At 65.8% G+C, this 18760-nt stretch carries 17 protein-coding genes; 10 read left to right on the forward strand and 7 right to left on the reverse strand.

The features are described from left to right. Positions 1-36: 36 nt before the first annotated feature. From OUO20_RS04565 to OUO20_RS04575, 3 genes are read right to left on the reverse strand one after another with little or no spacing between them, the layout of a single operon-like run. Entirely contained in the window at positions 37-633 is a 597-nt protein-coding gene (locus OUO20_RS04565) for a hypothetical protein (protein ID WP_018771500.1), read from the reverse strand. Next, positions 620-1426, reverse strand: a complete 807-nt coding sequence (locus OUO20_RS04570; protein WP_268002914.1) for an alpha/beta hydrolase — start codon at positions 1424-1426, stop codon at positions 620-622. The genes OUO20_RS04565 and OUO20_RS04570 overlap by 14 nt, the downstream gene beginning before the upstream one ends. After that, positions 1423-2211, reverse strand: coding sequence for an alpha/beta hydrolase (locus OUO20_RS04575; protein WP_018771502.1), 789 nt, complete (start codon positions 2209-2211; stop codon positions 1423-1425). Before OUO20_RS04575 ends, OUO20_RS04570 begins: the two co-directional genes overlap by 4 nt. Positions 2212-2322: 111 nt before the next feature. Between OUO20_RS04575 and OUO20_RS04580 the strand changes: the two genes are divergently transcribed. Then, positions 2323-3159, forward strand: a complete 837-nt coding sequence (locus OUO20_RS04580) for a lysophospholipid acyltransferase family protein (protein ID WP_026266106.1) — start codon at positions 2323-2325, stop codon at positions 3157-3159. Positions 3160-3257: 98 nt separating this feature from the next. Beyond that, positions 3258-4649, forward strand: a complete 1392-nt coding sequence (locus OUO20_RS04585) for a class II 3-deoxy-7-phosphoheptulonate synthase (RefSeq protein ID WP_018771504.1) — start codon at positions 3258-3260, stop codon at positions 4647-4649. Between the two features lie 65 nt (positions 4650-4714). Here OUO20_RS04585 and pknB read toward each other — a convergent pair whose 3' ends face one another. Continuing rightward, on the reverse strand, positions 4715-6805 hold the full coding sequence (pknB, locus tag OUO20_RS04590; protein WP_268002915.1) for a Stk1 family PASTA domain-containing Ser/Thr kinase: 2091 nt from the start codon (positions 6803-6805) through the stop codon (positions 4715-4717). Between the two features lie 96 nt (positions 6806-6901). Continuing rightward, positions 6902-8344: a lytic transglycosylase domain-containing protein gene (locus OUO20_RS04595; RefSeq protein ID WP_268002916.1), complete on the reverse strand. Its 1443-nt coding sequence runs from the start codon at positions 8342-8344 to the stop codon at positions 6902-6904. A gap of 191 nt (positions 8345-8535) precedes the next feature. Here OUO20_RS04595 and OUO20_RS04600 point away from each other — a divergent pair, with 191 nt between their 5' ends. Beyond that, positions 8536-8889: an Rv2175c family DNA-binding protein gene (locus OUO20_RS04600; RefSeq protein ID WP_268002917.1), complete on the forward strand. Its 354-nt coding sequence runs from the start codon at positions 8536-8538 to the stop codon at positions 8887-8889. Positions 8890-8898: 9 nt separating this feature from the next. Here OUO20_RS04600 and OUO20_RS04605 read toward each other — a convergent pair whose 3' ends face one another. Both OUO20_RS04605 and OUO20_RS04610 read right to left on the reverse strand, forming a co-directional pair. Further along, complete coding sequence (locus tag OUO20_RS04605) at positions 8899-9993, reverse strand: polyprenyl synthetase family protein (RefSeq protein ID WP_056389738.1); 1095 nt, start codon at positions 9991-9993, stop codon at positions 8899-8901. Then, positions 9990-10511, reverse strand: coding sequence for a hypothetical protein (locus tag OUO20_RS04610; RefSeq protein ID WP_018771509.1), 522 nt, complete (start codon positions 10509-10511; stop codon positions 9990-9992). The genes OUO20_RS04605 and OUO20_RS04610 overlap by 4 nt, the downstream gene beginning before the upstream one ends. A 99-nt stretch (positions 10512-10610) precedes the next feature. Here OUO20_RS04610 and dinB point away from each other — a divergent pair, with 99 nt between their 5' ends. The 7 genes from dinB (at position 10611) to OUO20_RS04645 (ending at position 18756) form a co-directional block, all read left to right on the forward strand. Further along, positions 10611-11867, forward strand: coding sequence for a DNA polymerase IV (dinB, locus tag OUO20_RS04615; protein WP_051081447.1), 1257 nt, complete (start codon positions 10611-10613; stop codon positions 11865-11867). A gap of 266 nt (positions 11868-12133) precedes the next feature. Further along, positions 12134-12505 (forward strand): DUF3040 domain-containing protein, encoded by a 372-nt coding sequence (locus OUO20_RS04620; protein ID WP_018771511.1) that lies wholly within the window; start codon positions 12134-12136, stop codon positions 12503-12505. Positions 12506-12848: 343 nt separating this feature from the next. Further along, a complete protein-coding gene (mraZ, locus tag OUO20_RS04625; protein ID WP_018763545.1) occupies positions 12849-13277 on the forward strand; it encodes a division/cell wall cluster transcriptional repressor MraZ in 429 nt (142 codons plus the stop codon). 167 nt (positions 13278-13444) lie between these two features. Continuing rightward, positions 13445-14437 (forward strand): 16S rRNA (cytosine(1402)-N(4))-methyltransferase RsmH, encoded by a 993-nt coding sequence (gene rsmH / locus OUO20_RS04630; RefSeq protein WP_268002918.1) that lies wholly within the window; start codon positions 13445-13447, stop codon positions 14435-14437. Beyond that, a complete protein-coding gene (locus OUO20_RS04635; RefSeq protein ID WP_268002919.1) occupies positions 14434-15174 on the forward strand; it encodes a hypothetical protein in 741 nt (246 codons plus the stop codon). The genes rsmH and OUO20_RS04635 overlap by 4 nt, the downstream gene beginning before the upstream one ends. Before the next feature lie 48 nt (positions 15175-15222). Then, positions 15223-17028 carry a peptidoglycan D,D-transpeptidase FtsI family protein gene (locus OUO20_RS04640; protein WP_018771514.1) on the forward strand — a complete coding sequence of 602 codons (1806 nt, stop codon included), beginning with the start codon at positions 15223-15225 and terminating at the stop codon, positions 17026-17028. A gap of 96 nt (positions 17029-17124) precedes the next feature. After that, entirely contained in the window at positions 17125-18756 is a 1632-nt protein-coding gene (locus OUO20_RS04645; protein WP_018771515.1) for a UDP-N-acetylmuramoyl-L-alanyl-D-glutamate--2,6-diaminopimelate ligase, read from the forward strand. The last annotated feature ends 4 nt before the right edge of the window (positions 18757-18760 follow it).

An 18760-nucleotide genomic window follows, 5' to 3' on the forward strand; every position in this document is an offset into this window, starting at 1 on the left:
GGCGGCTGGTCCGGCGGTGGCCCAGGAGGAGCTGCGCTAGACCCTCGCGCCGTCGTCGTCGCCGTTCTTTTCTTCGGGCAGCTTCATGATCAGGTACACCGTCCCCAGCACGAACACGGCAACAATGCCGACGATGGCCAGCAGGGGCGCCGTGCGCCAGAACATTGCCGACAGCAGCAGCGCCACCGGTCCACCTACGGCGCCGAGCCAGGCCAGCATGGTCAGGGGATCGGTGCCGGCCAGGCTGGGCGGTTCCTCCGGCACGAACTCCTCGCCGTCGTCGTCCACCTCATAGTCCCGCGGTCCCTCCGGGGACCCGCTTGCCGTAGGACCGTCCGGCCCACCTGACGCCTGGCGCTGCGCCGCAGACGGTTCGGCCGGCGGCCTCCCGGCCAGGCCCAAGGGATCGAAGTCGCGGAAGGAGGACGGGCCAGGCGTTTCGGGCGCGGTAGGTCCACTTCCGGTGGGCGCAGTTTCATTGGGCACAATCCCGGTGGGCGGTTGCTCCCCGGATACAGGAGTGTCGGGCCGAATGGCCACGGTGTCCGATTCGAGCCGCGCCACCAAGTCAAGCCATACGGCGTCGTCCTGGTTGGCACCCTGGTCCGGCTGCTCCGAATCAGGCCTGTTCACTGCGGACCTCCTGTCCCGGTCCGGCCGGGCTGGCGGGCCCGGATGCCAGCACCCGGCGGATAAAGTCCACCGACACCTCGAAGATGCGGTCGGCGTCGTTGTCCAGCGTGGCGACGTGGTAGCTGTTCTCCAGCCGGACCACTTCCAGGGGCGCGTGTGCCAGGCCCCGCCGGAGGACATCCATGCTGGCATCGGACACCACGTGGTCCACAGCGGAACGGTACACCTGGACAGGTGCCGTGACCCGTGGGAGGAGCCGGACAGTGTCCTTGAACATTTTGTTGAGCTCATGGGCCGCGGCCACAGGGGTGCGGGCATACGCGCCCTCGTCCACACCTGCCTTGAGGATGTCATTGCCGATGGACGGGGTGCTTTTCAGCACCAGTTTGAGGAGCCCGGCCAGCGACGCCCGGGGATCGTCAATCACCAGGCCGGGGTTCACCAGGAGGACTCCGGCGACCGGCCGGGTGGCCGCGATGCGCAGGGCCAGGGCCCCGCCCATGCTAAGGCCCGCCGCGAAGACCTGGTCACACTCGGCGTCCAGTTCCAGGAAGGCGTCATCCAGGGCGCCGTGCCATTGCTGCCAGCGGGTTCGGGCAAGGTCCTGCCAACTGGTCCCGTGGCCCGGCAGCAGCGGCATCCGGACGGCGAAACCGGCCGCGGCGAAGGCCATGGCCCAGGCGCGCAGGCCATGGGGGCTCCCCGTGAAGCCGTGGGACAGGACGACTCCCGTGCGGGGCCCTTCGCCGCTGAAGGCACTGCTGAAGGGGCTGTGGTCCGGACCGGACGTCATGTCGTCTCCAAGGTGCTGGTGCGGCGGGCGTGGGCGGCGACGAATTCTGCCGACCGGGCGAAAATTACGGGCGCGTCAACGTCAAGAGTAGCCACATGTCCGCTGCTGGCAAGGTCCGTCACTTCCGCGAGGTGTCCGGCCAGCCCTTTGCGCAGCAGCGCCAGCGATGTTGGCGGAACAACGGCGTCAGTGCGCGACTTGAAGACCTGGACCGGGGCGTCCACCCGGGGCAGGCCGCGCACTGCCGCCCCGAACAGTTTCTTCAGCTCATGCACGGCAGCCAGCGGAGTCAGCGAATAGTCGCCGTCGTCCGTCGCGGGTGCCGTGGGTTGGTCCTCCTGAATGGGAACCGTGGTCCGCTGGAAGTATTTGAGGAGTCCTATGATCCGCACCCGCCGGTCGTAGAAGCTCAGCCCGGGGTTGACCACACTGACACCGGCCACGTGGTGGCGGGACGCCGCAAGCAGTGCAATGGCACCGCCCATGGACAGACCCGCGGCGAAGCAGGCATCGGTGCGCCCCGAGAGATCCAGGAGGGCCGTTTCGTAGCTGCGGTACCAGTCTTTCCAGCTTGTCCGCGCAAGCTGGCGCCAGTCCGTGCCGTGCCCCGGCAGCAGGGGGACGGATACGGCGTACCCCAGCTCCGCCAGGTGCTGCGCCCACGGCATGATGCTCAGCGGACTGCCCGTGAAGCCGTGGCATATGGCTACCCCGATGCGGGCATTGGCCCCGTGGCCTGGATAACTGAAAGCGGCCGGCCGGGTCGGGATGCTGCTTTCAGTCATGACTCCATCGTGTCACTGTTCCCGCCAAATCTCACTAGAGTAGGGTTGCATTGACTCGCTGGCCAGGCCCGACGCAGGGCCCGGGGGCTGCCTTCCGGAGAGGTTCACCACGTGTTCTATTGGGTTATGAAAAGGATCTTCCTCGGTCCGGTGATCAAGCTGCTGTTCCGGCCTTGGGTCAAGGGCCTGGACAATATTCCCGCGCAGGGGGCCGCCATCATCGCCTCCAACCACCTTTCATTCTCCGATTCCATCTTCATGCCACTCATGGTGCGGCGGCCCGTGGTCTTCCTGGCCAAGTCCGAGTACTTCACGGGCACCGGAATCAAGGGCAGGCTGACTGCCGCGTTCTTCCGCCTCACCAACCAGTTGCCCATGGACCGGTCCGGAGGCGCTGCCTCTGCCGCATCCCTGAATGCCGGGATGGAAGTACTTAACGCAGGCGGCCTGCTGGGCATTTACCCCGAGGGCACGCGCAGCCCCGACGGGCGGTTGTACCGCGGCAAGGTGGGCGTGGCCAGGCTGGCCCTGCAGGCCGGCGTCCCAGTGATTCCGGTTGCCATGATCGGCACTGACAAGGTCCAGCCCATCGGCAAACGGCTGCCCAACATCCGCCGGATCGGGATGATCTTCGGCGAACCGCTGGACTTCAGCCAGTACCGTGAGCAGGCAGAGGACAGGACGGTCCAGCGCAAGGTCACGGATGAGATCATGTCCCAGCTGATGAGGCTTTCCGGGCAGGAGTACGTGGACGAGTACGCCGCCGTGGTGAAGCTTCGGCTCGCCGGCAAGCCCGGAGAACCCGTGGCTGCAGCCGAACCGCTTGCCGCTCCGGTGGCCGCCGACAATGGTTTTGTCCCGGAGCCAGGCGCCGGAGGACCGTCCGTACCGCAGCCCGGTGCCCGCGACGACGCCGGGGACGACGCCGGAACATCGGCGACGGGGTAGCCGGACCTTCCACGGGGCGCGCCGCAGTTGTGACGGCGGCGGCGGTCAGCGTGACGGCCAGGTGCCCGGTGGTGCCGCCCTGCCGTTAGTCTTAGAGGGTGACTGAGCTATCTGCAAAACCCGCCTTTTCGCTGTCCAGCACCGCCCAGAGCGGAGCGGCAAACTATCCCGGACTGGACCACTGGCGGGACCTTCCCATTTCCCAGCAGCCCAGTTGGCAGGACCGGGATGTATTTGAGGCTTCGGTGAAGGAACTCTCCGTCCTGCCGCCGCTGGTGTTCGCCGGCGAAGTGGACGTGCTGCGCGAGCGCCTGGCTGCTGCCGCCCAAGGCAAGGCGTTCCTGCTGCAGGGCGGTGATTGCGCCGAAACATTCGAGGCCGCCACGGCTGACAAGATCAGCGCCCGGGTCAAAACCATCCTCCAGATGGCCGTGGTGCTTACCTACGGCGCAGCAATGCCGGTTATCAAGATGGGCCGGATGGCCGGCCAGTTCGCCAAGCCCCGCTCCTCCAATGACGAAACCCGTAACGGAGTGACCCTGCCCGCCTACCGCGGCGACATCGTCAACGGCTATGACTTCACCCCCGAGTCACGCGGCCACGATGCGTCGAGGATGCTGCGTGCCTACCACACTTCCGCATCCACGCTGAACCTCATCCGGGCCTTCACCCAGGGCGGCTTCGCGGACCTGCGCTCCGTGCACCAGTGGAACAAGGGCTTCACCGAGAACCCGGCCCACGCCCGCTATGAGTCGCTGGCCCGCGACATCGACCGGGCCATCAAGTTCATGGCGTCCTGCGGCGCCGATTTCGAAGCACTTAAGCGGGTTGAGTTCTTCGCAAGCCACGAGGCCCTGCTGCTCGACTACGAACGCGCCCTCACCCGCATCGACTCCCGCACCGGCTTCCCGTACGACACTTCGGCCCACTTCCTCTGGATCGGGGAGCGCACCCGCGAGCTGGACCACGCCCACGTCGACTTCCTTTCACGGGTGCGCAACCCGATCGGCGTCAAGCTCGGGCCGTCCACTACCGGTGATGACGCCCTCCGCCTGATCGACAAGCTGGATCCGGACCGCGAACCCGGCCGGCTCACCTTCATTACCCGTATGGGCGCCGGCAACATCCGCGAAAAACTGCCGGCCGTCGTCGAAAAGGTCACCGCCTCCGGCGCGCAGGTCCTGTGGGTGACGGACCCCATGCATGGCAACACCGTCACGTCGCCCAACGGTTACAAGACGCGCAATTTCGACGACGTCATTGACGAGGTGCGCGGTTTCTTCGAGGTGCACCACGGGCTGGGGACGGTACCGGGCGGCCTGCACGTCGAGATGACCGGCGATGACGTCGCGGAGTGCCTGGGTGGCGCGGACCCGATCGACCAGGAGGCCTTCCTGGACCGCTACGAGTCCGTCTGCGATCCCCGCCTGAACCACATGCAGTCCCTTGAGATGGCGTTCCTGGTGGCCGGCGCCCTCGCCAAGCACTAGGACCAGGGCAGTAAAAGGGTGGGCCGGCACTGCCGGCCCACCCTTTTTCATTGAAAGACAGGGGGCTACACCACGGTGATGGTGATGACTGAGCCCTCCGGAACTTCCCGGTTCACCGGCGACTGGTCCCTCACCGTGCCGAAGAAGCCGCCCAAAATGTTGTTCACCCGGACCTGGAAGCCGAGTGCTTCCAGCGCCTTGCGCGCTTCAGTTGCCTGCTTGCCGATGTAGCTCGGCACCGCCACCATCCTGGGGCCCTTGGAAATGGTCAGGGTAACAGTGCCACCCCGGGTCAGTGTCCCGTTGGCGGGGGACTGGCTGACGACGGCGCCCTCCGGGATGTTCCGGTCAAACACCGCCTCCGGGGCTACTTTGGCAGTGAGGCCTGCTGCCTTCAGTGCCGCCACGGCGTCGTCCCCGGATTTCCCGACCACCGAAGGGACGGCGATGGGCTGCGGGCCCTTGGAAACCACGATCGCAACGGGGGTGCCGTGGCGGGCAGGCGTGCCCGCGGCAGGGTCCTGCGACATGACGGTTCCAGCAGCCGCCTGTTCATCGAACTGTTCAGTGACAGTGCCCAGGGCCATGCCATCGGAGTTGAGGGAGGTCTTCGCCTCAGACAAGGTTCCGCCCGTGAGTTTCGGCAAGGGGAAAAGCTGGGGACCTTTTGAAACCAGCAGGGAAACCGGCTGGAACTTCCGGATCTCCGTCCCCGCGGCGGGGTCCGTGCCCACTATCAGCCCGGTGGGCACCTCGTCGTCGAAGACATCGCTCGTAGTGGAGCGGAAGCCCGCTCCGCCCAGCAACTGCTGGGCCTGCGCCACAGTCTTGTTGGCGACCGCCGGTACGGCGGCCGCGGCGCCCGGACCCATTCCGAAAAACCAGCCGGCGCCCGTCGCCAGGAGTGCGGCGATGATGAGGACCAGGACCCAAAGGATGCCGCGGCGGCGGGGATTTCCCTCCCGAAGCGTGCGCACCGGCGTGGCAGCGGCAAGGGCGCGGAGTTTCCCGCTTTCCTTGTCCGCCCGGCGCTGGGCCCGCTTGCCCAGCCGCGGCGGGGGAGACCACCCGTTGTCCGCATCGTCGTCGTCGGGCAATGCTAATCCGGGCCGTTGGTGGTATGGCACCTGGGCGGCAGGGCCCGCCGATGCCGACGGGGCCGGTGCCTCCTGCCGGCCGGGCGGGTAGGCAGGGGCGGCGGGCCGGGCGGGAGGCATCAGCGTTGTGGGGTTGCTGCGCCGTGCCAGGACCTCGGTCTGGTGCTGGGACGCGGCGGCAGCGGCTGCAGGAGGCAGCAGGTCCAGTTCGGCATCAGTGAGGTTGGTCCGGATGTGGCGCAGTTCCTGCAGCAGGGCATTGCCGTCCACCGGCCGGTTTTCCGGATCATTGGCAGTACACCACTGCACCAGTTCGTCCACTTCCCCGGCCAGCCCCGGCACCAGGTCCGATGGCGGGCCCACGGTTCCGTTGACGTGCTGGTAGGCCACCTGGATGGGGACTTCGCCCTCGAACGGCTGCCTGCCGGTCAACATCTCATACAGCATGATGCCCACGGAGTAGACGTCGCTGCGGGCGTCTGCCGGCTTGCCCAGGACCAGTTCCGGGGAGATATAGGCCACCGTTCCGAGCAGGGCCCCGGTGCTGGTTGAACTGGTAACGGCACGGGCAAGTCCAAAGTCGCCTATTTTGATCCTGCCGTCATCGGCGATCAGGACGTTCTCGGGCTTGACGTCACGGTGGATAAAGCCGGCAGCGTGTGCCGCGCCCAGGCCCTCCACCACCGGATCGATCAGTGCCAGCGCCAGCCGGGGAGGCAGGGCACCCCTTTCCCTGAGAACGTCCCTCAGCGTGTGGCCCTTGATGTACTCCATTACGAGGTAGGCCGTGTTGCCGTCATTGCCCTGGTCAAGGACACCCACCACGTGCGGATGCGACAGCCGGGCGGCCGCCTTTGCCTCCCGGCCCAGCCGGTCCAGGAAGTTCCCGTCAGCAGCGAGGTGGGGGTGCAGCACCTTCAGCGCCACCTCACGGTCCAGCCTTTGGTCTATGGCCAGGTAGACGGTGGACATTCCGCCACGGGCAAGCCTGGAGGTGACTGCATAACGGTTGTCCACCAGGGTCCCTGCAACTGGGTCTGACACGTGTTCCTGCACCATACGATCCTAATCCCGCAGCAAAACGCGTCCGACACGAAAACGGGTCCGAACCGGTAACGGTTCGGACCCGCACTCAGGAACTGGCCGGCGGCCGGCTCAGCCGAAGTTCTTCTGGTGCGCCTTGATGGCAGCGAGGTAGGCCTTGGTGTCGTCGTACATGCCGTACTTGCTCACCGAGTACTGGCCCTGGTAGTACCCGGCAATGGCGGTGTCCTGGTCCTTGCTGGTGGCCAGCAACTGCCGGATGATGGCGATGCCGGCTGTGGCATTGTCGTAGGGGTCCAACAGGTTCAGCTTCCGGCCCACCAGGTCTGAGGCCCACTGCCCGGAACTGGGAATGACCTGCATGGTGCCGATGGCGTTGGCCGGTGACACGGCGCGCTGGTTGAAACCGGATTCCTGGAAGGCGAAGGCGAGGGCCAGGGAAGGATCCACTCCCATCCGGCGTGCCGTATCGGCAACGATGTTCTTCATTTCATCCCGCGAGGGAACGGGGGAGGCGTTCAGCAGGGCCTTGTTTTCATTGGCCGAGCTGACCACGGCAGCCGGGTAGCTGAAGCCCAGGAAGGAGCTGGGCACCAGGGGCGCGGCAGCAGGCTGCGGGGCCGCAGCAGCCGGCTGCGGATCCGACGGGCCGGAGCCGCCGGGAATGGCCAGCTTGCTGCCAGGGTAGATGATGCTGGTCATGCCCAGCTTGTTCGCCGAGAGCAGGTCAGACAGCTTTACCCCGTGCCGGGATGCAATCGCCGACAGCGTGTCTCCGGCTTTGATCGTGTAGGAGCCGGTTGCCGGTGCTGAGGTGGCGGCCAGCGCAGGTGCGGCCGGGGCGGGGGCCGGGGCCGCCGCGGGAGCAGGCGTGGAATCGCCGCCACCCACCTTGATCTTCTGCCCCGGGTAGATGATGGAGCGCATGGAGAGATTGTTCCAGGTGAAGACGTCGGAAAGGGCCACGTTGTGCTTTGCTGCGATCGCACCGAGGGTGTCGCCCGGCTTCACCGTGTACGTTGCTCCACCAGCAGGTGCCGGAGCAGCCGGGGCAGCCGCAGGTGCGGGGGCCGCAGGTGCAGCCGAACCGGACAGCTTTAGTTTCTGCCCCGGGTAAATGATGGTGTTGGCCTGCAGGTTGTTCAGCTTGAGGATTTCGCCGGTGTCCAAACCGAAGCGGCCGGCAATCGCGCTGACGGTGTCGCCGCGGGCAATCGTGTACTCCGCAGGTGCCGCCGGCTGTGCGGGCTGGAAGGCGGCCGGGATGGTGGTGGATACCACGGCGGCGGGAATCACCGTTCCGGCTGCCTTCGCTGCAGCCTGGGCCTTCATGGCTGCTGCGAGGCTGCTGGGGATGTTCCGTGCGGGCTGCTGTGCTGCGGCAGGTTGGGCGAGGGCCAAGGATGACAATACGACCGCTGGCAGCGCCGCTGTGGTGGCGGCAATCATCGGCAGACTCGGCTTGGGGGCTGCTTTGGCGAGCGGGACGTCGTCATCGGAAGGAATCCTCTTCTCAACTGCGGGTGCGGACGCGGACGGGGATGCCGCTGTCAATCTTGATACTACTGTGACTCAAGTTATTAGTGTTACAAATGTTATGAGTGTGAATCTCTCATGAATTAGCGGATAGCACAAGAATTTTGGGATTCCCCGTAATGCCCTCTTTTCGGGAGTGTCCGCAGGCCAGGAGCGGAATGGAATGCTCCGACTAGGCGCGGGGGTGCGCAGCGTGGCAACCTTGATCCGTGAATAACGTAGAAAACCTGGTGGGCGAGTGGCTGCCACTGCCCGACGTCGCCCGTTTATTGGATGTCTCCATCACCAAGGTCCACAGCCTGATTGACGAACATGCCCTCGCTGCATTGCGCGTTGGGGAACGGAAGATCCGGTCGGTTCCAGCGGAATTCATCCAGGACGGCCAGGTAGTGGACAGCCTTAAGGGGACCATCGTGGTGCTGGCAGATGCCGGCTATTCGGACGAGGACCTTATTGGCTGGCTGTTCACCGTCGACGAATCCCTGCGCGGCCGCCCCATCGATGCCCTTCGGGAAGGGCGCAAGACCGAAATCAGGCGCAGGGCCCAGACTCTGGCCTGGTAGCTGCCGCTTTCAGGAGGCTCGGCTGACGGTAGCTTCAGCCAGCTTCCGAAGGGCGGTCTTGGGCAGCTCGTCCAACGGAAGCCCGTCAAGGGCATCGAATGCTGCCGCGCCGAATTCATTGATAAGGACTTCCGTGGCCTGCAGCGCGCCGGAATCCTCGATAATCCGTCGAATTTCGACGATGTCGGATTCGGACAGATCGGGCCTGCCCAGGCTGGCATCGATGAACGCGGACTCTTCCGGCGAAGCCTGGTCCAGGGCGAGGGCCACCAGAACGGTCCGCTTCCCTTCACGCAAATCATCGCCGGCCGGCTTGCCTGTGGTCAGCGGATCCCCGAACACGCCCAGGACGTCGTCGCGGAGCTGGAAGGCCTCGCCCAGCGGGAGGGCGAACGCTGAATAGCCGCGGAGCAGGTCATTGGACGCTCCGGCCAAAGCTCCGCCCAACGCCAAGGGGTGCTCGGTGGAGTACTTGGCACTCTTGAACCGGATGATCGATTGCGCCCTGCCAACGGCACCGGCGCGGTCCCGGACCGGTCCGGCCACTTCCTCCAGGATGTCCAGGTACTGTCCGGCCATGACCTCTGCGCGCATGAGGTTGAAGATAAGCCTGGCCCTGCTGCCCGATGCAGCCGGCTCGCCGATGTCGGTGAACGCCTCCTCGCTGAAGGACAGGCAAAGGTCGCCGGCAAGGATCGCTGCGGCCTGCCCAAACCGTTCGCTGTCCAGCGCCCAGCCCTGCGATGTGTGCAGCTGGCTGAAGCGGCGGTGCACGCTGGGACCGCCCCGCCGGGTGTCCGAACGGTCGATGATGTCGTCGTGGATCAGGGCGGCAGCCTGGAACAGCTCGAGGGCTGCCCCGGCCGTGACCACCTGGCCTGATCCGGCCTCGCCGCCTGCACCCCGCCATCCCCAGTAGCACATCAGGGCGCGGAGGCGTTTTCCGCCGGTCACCAAATTCGAGATGGAACCCATGATGGGCTCGATGTCCGGGGAAATGCCGGACATCACCGACTGGCGTGCGGTCAGGAAGCTGGTCAGCTCGCCGGCAACTCCTGCCACAAAATCAGCCTGTTCATTCCTCAACTGCTCCGCGGCCGTCACTTGGCTGACTCAGCTGCCACGTTGGCCCCGATGGTGAAAGTGGAAACACCGGCGGCTTCCACCACGGAGAGGTTCACGGTCTCGTTGTCACCGCGGACGAAATCCTTGGAAGCCACCGCGCCCACCTTGTCCCCGGGAACGGCCTTGAAGCCCTGGCCTTCCAAAGCCTTGGAATAAAAGTCCATCACGGAGGCAGTGGGCGCCGTGACAGTACCCACGAGGGCTGCAGTGGCGGGCGCTGAGGCCTTGTCAAAGCTGCTGGACACCACTGTTGCCCCCGGCATCAGGGGCAGGAGTTGCTGGGGGAAGCCCGCCACGACGGCGCCCACGGTTGCGGACGTGTTGGGCGACGCCGAGGGGCTGGGGGAGGCGGTCACAGTGGATTGGGTCGCGGCGACGGATGCGGACCGGGACGGCTCTGCCTGGCCGGACGGGGTCTGGCATGCCGCCAGGGTAAGTGCCCCGATGGCGGCAAGCGCGGCCAGGCCAGCTGGCTTGAAGTTTCCAATAGCCGTCACAGAGACTTTCCTCCTGGTGTTGTTGGCGGAACCAGCCTCCAGTTTAGCCAGCCTCCCCTGCCGCCCTGACAAACCTGCAGTCTCCGGTGAACCGATAGGATGGGATCCGTGGGGCCCGCAGGTACGAACCAGCCAACCGCCGCGCGCCCTCCGGGCCGCCGGCCCTCGTGCATCATGCACGTGGACATGGACGCTTTCTTTGTTTCAGTGGAACTCCGGACGCGCCCCGAGCTCCGGGGCAAGCCCGTCATTGTTGGCTTCCCCGGGGAACGCTCGGTGGTCCTCTCAGGGTCATACGAGGCCCGCGCCTTCGGTGTGAAGTCGGCGATGCCCATGGCCGTGGCCATGCGCATGTGTCCGCAGGCGGTGGTCATTGAACCCCGGCACAAGCTGTACTACGAGGTGTCCGGGCAACTGATGGCCATCTTCGAATCCATCACGGGGCTTGTGGAGCCGCTCAGCGTTGACGAGGCCTTCCTGGACGTCACGGGGGCGCTGCGGCGGCTGGGCCCGCCCAGGGGAATCGGCGAGCTCATCCGGCGGCGCGTGGCAGCGGAACTGGGCATTACTGCATCCGTGGGAATTGCGGAAACCAAGTTCGTGGCGAAGATCGCTTCAACGCGCTGCAAGCCCGACGGCCTGCTGCTCATCGGGCCGGACGAAACCGTGCCCTATCTTCACAGCCTTCCGGTAGGCGCCCTTTGGGGCGTCGGCGCCAAGACCGGAGAGGTGCTTGCCAAGATGGGAATCAGGACGGTGGCGGACGTGGCGGCGACGCCGGTGTCGTCCTTGAAGAAGGTACTGGGGGCAACGGGGGAGCACGTGCACCAGCTTGCCTGGGGCATCGATCGCCGTCCCGTTACCCCGGTACGGCTGGAAAAGAGTATCGGCGCCGAAGAGACCTTCGCCGTGGACACCGCCGATGACGCCCTCCTTCGCCGGGAACTGCTGCGGCTCTCCCACCGCACCGCCGCGCGCCTGCGGAGCTCCGGAATGGTTGCCCGGACCGTGGCGCTGAAGCTGCGCTTCGCCGACTTTTCCACCATCACGCGCAGCAGGACAGTCCAGACTCCGGTGGACAGTGCCCAGCTGATCTACGCAGTGGTCATCCAGCTCCTGGAGTCGCTCGGGACCCGGGCCATGGCTGTGCGGCTGGTGGGAGTAAGGGCTGAGCAGCTGGAGGAAGCTGCAAGGACCTCGCTCCAGCTGAGCATCGACCGCAGGGATGACAACTGGCGGGCAGCCGAGCAGGCACTGGACGAGGTGACGCGCAAATTCGGCAGCAAATCCGTCCTGCCCGCCCGCCTGATGGAGCACGAAAGCCGGCCGGGAGACAGTTCCCAGCGGCCCGCCTGAGTGCCCGCCGGAGGGGTCCGGCAAAGTCATTGCCGTCTTTCAGATCAGCCCTCAACAATCTATCCTTATAGATACATAGTTTTCGAGTGAATGGACTTACTGCCGGACCCTCTTGGACATGCTCCCGCTCCCGCGTACGCGTGCTGCGTTCCTGTTCTGGCCACTGTCGGCCAGGCGGGAACTTTCCAGCAACAGCAGGCGTTTCAAGGGAAGTAGAAGTAGTGGCTGGGATCAGCCCGGACGTTGGCCTACAAAAGGAGGTCGTGATGCCGCTGTCGGAGCACGAACAGAAGCTGCTTGAGCAGCTTGAGAAGCAGCTTCACGAGGACGACCCGAAGTTCGCGAACTCAATGGGTTCGGACCCGGGACGTTCCTGGTCCACGAGGCATGTGGTTATTGGGGTCCTTTGCGCACTTGCCGGCGTCTTCCTGCTACTGGTGGGGGTCACCCTCCAGAACATCTTTGTCGGCGTCCTGGGCTTCGTGGTGATGGGCGGTGGGGTGTACTTCGCCACCATGCGCAGTTCCCGCGGGACGGCCGCGTCAAAGGCCGGCGGCGGAAAACCGGGCAAGCAGCGCAGTTCTTTCATGAGCAACCTCGAAGAGCGCTGGGACGAGCGCCGCAGGGGTGAACCCTAAACAGCCGGGACCTCCGGGTACCAGGCTCCTCCATTTCTCTCCCCCTCGAGGAGGGGGACTGCACGAAAAGACCCGCTGCGGCGGGTCTTTTCGTGTTTAACGGCAATTCCGCCGTCCGGGCGGCCCTGGGACTCCGGTTCGCCCCGCCCGGAGCAAAAAGTCCTCCACTTTCCACCACGGCCTGGATTCCGCGCCATTTCAAGGACCATTTCCCATAAATTACCTGCTCACATGGCAGTTTCGCGTTGACTGTGGTGGAAAGTGGAGTAATGTGGAGGACATAAGAGGGTGGTTGCAACATTAGGGGATGTGCAGTTCCTGACTACGGACAGGCGGTGGGCCAGTGTTTCTGGGCACACACTCGCCGCGTCTGGATGAAAAGGGACGGATCATTCTCCCCGCCAAGTTCCGCGAGGAGCTTGCCAGCGGCCTGGTGCTCACGAGGGGCCAGGAACGTTGCATCTACGTCTTCAGCGAGAAGGAATTTGCACGGGTCCACGAGCAAATGCGGGAGGCGCCAATCTCCTCCAAGCAGGCACGTGACTATATCCGCGTATTTCTCTCTGGAGCCTCTGACGAGGTACCTGACAAGCAGGGGCGCGTGACCATTCCACCGGCGCTCCGGGAGTATGCAGGACTCGGAAGGGAACTTGCCGTCATCGGCGCCGGTACCCGCGCCGAGATCTGGGACGCCCAGGCTTGGAATGAATACCTTGCGGAGAAGGAAACAGCCTTTTCCGAAACTGACGATCCCATTCCGGGCATTCTCTGAATTCCGGAGCGGGGCGGCAGGTGGCTTCTTGGATGAGATCTCCAGCCGGCCCACCGGCTGCCAACCTGGCTCACCTTCCCCGGAGCCAGGCGGGCGGAACGGTAGGCACGGATGGGGATCTGGTCCCAGAAGCAGCAGGTGACAACGACGGCGGGAAAGGACCAGGCATGACCGATCAACCCAAGCCCACGTCCGAACGCCATGTGCCGGTCCTTCGCGACCGGTGCATCAATTTGTTGGCACCGGGATTCGAAGCAGCAAGGCTCCGCGGCGAGACCCCCATCGCGGTGGACGCCACCCTTGGCATGGGCGGTCATTCCGAGGCGATGCTCCAGCGGTTTCCCGACCTCCACCTCATCGGCATTGACCGTGACGAGGAAGCACTCTCCCTGGCGGGGGAGCGGCTGGCTCCGTTCGCCGCCCGGATCGACCTGGTCCACGCGGTGTACGACGAGATCCAGGACGTCCTGGAGGACCTCGGTGTGGCTGAAGTGCACGGGATCCTGATGGACCTGGGTGTTTCCTCCCTGCAGCTGGATGAGCGTGAACGCGGTTTCGCCTACTCATTTGACGCGCCCCTGGACATGCGCATGGACACCAGCCGGGGCCAGACCGCGGCGGACGTGGTCAATACCTACAGCGAAGAGGACCTGGTCCGGATTATCCGCAAATGGGGCGAGGAAAAGTTCGCCGGACGGATTGCCAACAGGATCGTCGCGGCACGGGCCATCAAACCGTTCACCACCACCGGCGAACTGGTGGAGCAGATCCGTTCCGTGGTTCCCGCTTCTGCAGCGAAGTCCGGTGGACATCCTGCCAAGCGGACCTTTCAGGCCCTCAGGATCGAGGTCAACGAGGAACTCGACGTCCTGGAGCGTGCCGTCCCCGCCGCCGTGGCCTCCCTGGCTATCGGGGGCCGCATCGTGGTCATGTCCTACCACTCCCTGGAGGACAAAATCGTCAAAGGCGTTCTCCAGGCCCGCTCCAAGTCTTCCGCTCCCCTTGGCTTCCCCGTTGAGCTGGAAGAACACAAGCCCGAACTCAAGACCCTGACCAAAGGCACCGAGGTGCCCGCCGCCGTCGAAATCGCCGAAAATCCGCGCGCTGCCTCCGCCAGGCTCCGCGCGGCAGAACGAATCAGAGCCAGGAGAGCTGCATGAGCACCGCCGCCGTCAAGAACTTTCCCGTTGTCTCAGGCAGTTCGGCGGCCGACACCCGGCGCGCGGCCGACCCCGCCGGTGGACGGAAGGGCCGCACCCCGCTTTCCGTGGTCCGCACTGCGCCGCGGAAACGCCGGGCGCCGTTCGTCGTCCTTTGCTTTGCCATGCTCGCAGTGGCGTTGATGGCGGTGCTGGTCCTGAATATCTCGGTGTCCACCGCCCAGTACCAGCTGGTGGAACTGCGTGCCAAGCAGAGCACGCTGACCAAGACGAACCAGGACCTCACCCAGCAGGTGCAGAACTTCGAGGCCCCGCAGAACCTGGCGGCCAAGGCCACCGAACTGGGAATGGTGGCCTCCACCGTCAAAGGCCAGATCGACCTGTCCACGCTGTCAGTGACAGGAAAGGCCACGCCTGCGGTCAAGGGCGCAGCAGCGGGAGCCGTTATCCCATCGCCGGCGGTGGCCGGACAGCTTATTGTGCCGCCTGCGTCCAAGGGTGACACGGCGGACAAGGCCAGGACGGCAGAAACCGGCAAGGCTCCTGCCGCCGCTCCCTCCGCCGGCGCTGCCCAGGCCCCTGCTGCCCAGGCCGCTGCCGCGCAGGCTGCCGCTGCCGCGCAGGCTGCCGCTGCCGCGCAGGCTGCCGCTGCGGCTGCGGCTGCCGCGGCAACTCCGGCGCCCGAGCTTCACGGCGGCTCTGTTCCGGCGCCCCAGCAGAAGGTCCCCGGACAGTAGGCCAGCAGGCAGGTCAGGCAGCAGCGTCGAGCAGCAAGGAATATCACGGTGGCGGAGACGACCGGCAAGGCAGGAAAAAGCAAGGAACCCAACGCCACCAAGCGCTTGCGACTGGGACTGGGCGTCATGCTCACGCTCCTGCTGGTGGTGGGCGGGAAGCTCTTCCTGGTCCAGGGGCTTGACGTCGGCGGCATGGCCGAAGCGGCACTGAACAGCCGGATGACCTCGGCGATCCTTCCGGCCGAGCGCGGCAGCATCCTGGACTCACGCGGCACTGTTCTTGCCAACAGCGTGATCCGGTACAACATCGTGGTGGACCAGCGCGTCAACACCAAAACGGACGCCTACAAACGCCTCGAGCCCCAGGCCGACGGCCACGACAAACTGGTGGACGTCAGCCGCGACCAGGCGATCTCAGAACTTGCCGCGGCATTGGGCATGGACTCAAACGCGGTCCGTGACGCAGTGACAGGGGAACAGCCCTATTACATTGTGGCCAAGGACGTAAAGCCCGACGTCGAGGACCGCATCTCCAAGCTCCAGGTGCCCGGCATCGTGGCCGAGGGCGTCAGCAAACGCGTCTACCCCAACGGCGCCGTGGCCGGGGGAGTTGTGGGCTTCCTCCAGGACGGCACCACGGGCCAGGCAGGCATCGAGCAGACGCAGGACGACCAGCTCAAGGGCAAAGACGGCAAGCGCCTGTTCGAGATCGGTGCCGACGGGCTCCGCATCCCGGTGGGTCTTGACGAGCTGACCCCACCGCAAAACGGCAAGGACGTCAAACTCACGCTCAATTCCGATCTTCAGTACTTTGCCCAGCAGGCCATCCAGAGCCAGGCGGACAAACTCAGTGCCGAATGGGGCGTCATCATTGTGATGGACGCCAAGACCGGGAACCTCCTGGCCCTGGCTGATACCAACTCCCCGGACCCCAACAACCCGGGGCTGGTGGCGGCCAAGGACCGCGGCGTCCGTTCCGTGACGGCCGCCTATGAGCCCGGCTCGGTGGAGAAGATGATGACGGCTGCAGCCGTCATCGACGAGGGACTCGCCAGCCCCCTGGACCATTTCACTATTCCACCCACCTACACCGTGGACGGCCAGACCTTCAGCGACGCGTTTGCCCATGGCACCGAGGAACGGACACTGGCCGGCATCATCGGTTACTCCATGAACACCGGAACGGTTATGGCCGGACAGCGGCTCAGCAAGGAACAACGCTACGACTGGCTGAAGAAGTTCGGCATCGGCGAGGCACCGGACATCGGACTTCCCGCCACGGCATCGGGCATCCTCACGCCGGCGGACCAATGGGACGGACGCCAGCAGTACACCGTCCTGTTCGGGCAGGGCGTTTCGCAGTCCACCCTCCAGACAGTCCGTGCCTACCAGAGCATCGCGAACAACGGCGTCATGCTGCAGCCGCGGCTGATCGATTCCTACATTTCCCCCGACGGCGCCGAGGAGAAAGTGCCGGCCCAGCCGTCGCGGCAGATTGTCTCCGAAAGCACGGCCCAACAGGTCCAGGACATCCTTGAAAGCGCTGTCACCGAAGGCGAAATCAAGGACGCCGGGATCGACGGCTACCGCGTTGGGGCCAAGACCGGCACGTCCGAATCACCGTGCGACGACGGCAAGTCCGGCTACTGCGGGTACACGGCCTCCATCGTGGGAATGGCGCCGATGGATGATCCGCGGTTTATTGTGGAGGTGGTGCTCCAGCGGCCGAAGGGCAGCATCTACGGCATCACCAACGGACCGGTGTTCCGGTCCGTCATGAGCCAGACGCTCCGGACCTACAACGTCCAGCCTTCCACCGGCCAGCCGGCCAGAATGCCGCAGTACGCCAAGTAGCAGCTGCGCCACGCCGGAAGTACCAGCAGCATCCAGCGCATCACAGTGCCCGGCGCGAACCATGCCGGGCACGCACTAGCACCATCGGAGATCCCCTTGTCAGAGTTCACCACGCCCGGCAACGACACGGCCCGGGACGACACGCCGGGCCGCTTCCGGCCTGCAGCCGTAGCGGCCGTGCCGCTGGCCGCCGTCGGACAGGCCGTTGGCGTAGCCGTCCCCGCCCCCGCCGCCGACGTGGAAATCACTGGCATCTCGATCAACTCACGCACCGTGGAGCCCGGCGACCTGTATGTGGCCCTCCCCGGGGCAAGCAGGCACGGGGCTGACTTCGCCACGGATGCCATCGGGGCCGGAGCTGCCGCCGTCCTCACGGACGAGGCCGGGGCGCGCCTGCTTGCCCTGTCCGCGGACACGCCCGTGCCCGTGCTCGTCCTCGACAATCCGCGCAACGAGGTGGGCCCCCTCTCCGCCATGATTTACCGGAGCCAGTCCGGCGACGGCCGCCCGCTGCAGCTTTTCGGCGTCACCGGGACCAACGGGAAGACCACCACCACCTACTTCATCACCTCCCTGCTGCGTGCACTGGGCCGCCAGCCGGGCCTGATCGGCACCATCGAGATCCTGGCCGGCGCAGAGCCGATCCCCAGCCTCCTCACCACGCCGGAATCGCCCGAAGTCCACGGGCTCCTCGCCCTCATGCACGAACGCGGGCTCGACACCGCAGCCATGGAGGTGTCCTCCCACGCCATCTCGTACCAGCGGGTGGATGGCCTGCTCTTCGACGTCGCCGGATTCACCAACCTCACCCAGGACCACCTGGACCTGCACCACACCATGGACGGCTACTTCGCCACCAAAGCCGAACTCTTCACACCGGGGCGCGCCAGGGCTGCCGTGGTGACGGTCGACGACGAGTGGGGACGGCGCCTGGCCGCCACCACCCAGGTGCCCGTCACCACGCTCAGCACCAGCGGCCAGGCCGCCGCGGACTGGACGGTCAGCGCTGCCTCGCCGCGCGGGCTCGGTACCGACTTCACCCTGACCGGGCCGGCCGGCGCCGTCCTGAACATCCACACCGGTTTGCCCGGCAGTTTCAACGTTGCCAACGCGGCCCTGGCGACGCTCATGGTGCTCACGTCCGGGGTGGAAGTCCCCGACCTCCAGGCCGCCCTGGACAGCAGCGACCCGTTCACCGTGGCCGTGCCGGGACGGATGCAGCTGGTCGCCGAGCAGCCCGCCGCCGTGGTGGACTTCGCGCACAACACCGACGCCCTGGCGCGGGCCCTGGAGGCAGTCCGCTCGCCGGAACCGGACTCCCGCCTGATCGTTGTCTTCGGCGCCACAGGCCAGCGGGACCAGGGCAAGCGGCCGGCCATGGGAGCCATTGCCGCCCGGCTTGCTGACACCGTGATCATCACCGATGACGACCCGCACGACGAAGACGCAGCAGCCATCCGGGCTGACGTGCTCGGCGGTGCCCGGGAGGCCGTGGAAAAGGAATCCCTGCAGGCTGACATCCTTGAGGTCTTTCCGCGGGACGAGGCCATCCGGCACGCCGCAGCGTTGGCGCGGCCGCAGGACACCATCCTGGTGGCAGGCCGCGGCCACGAGGTCTGGCAGGAAGTGAAGGGTGTGAACCTCGCCCTGGACGACAGGGTGGAGCTGCGCAGCGCCTTGACAGCCAGGGGATTCAACGTTCTCCACGACGACCGGATAGAGTCCTAGACCG

This window comes from Arthrobacter sp. FX8, from assembly GCF_026723805.1.
Classification (GTDB): domain Bacteria; phylum Actinomycetota; class Actinomycetes; order Actinomycetales; family Micrococcaceae; genus Arthrobacter.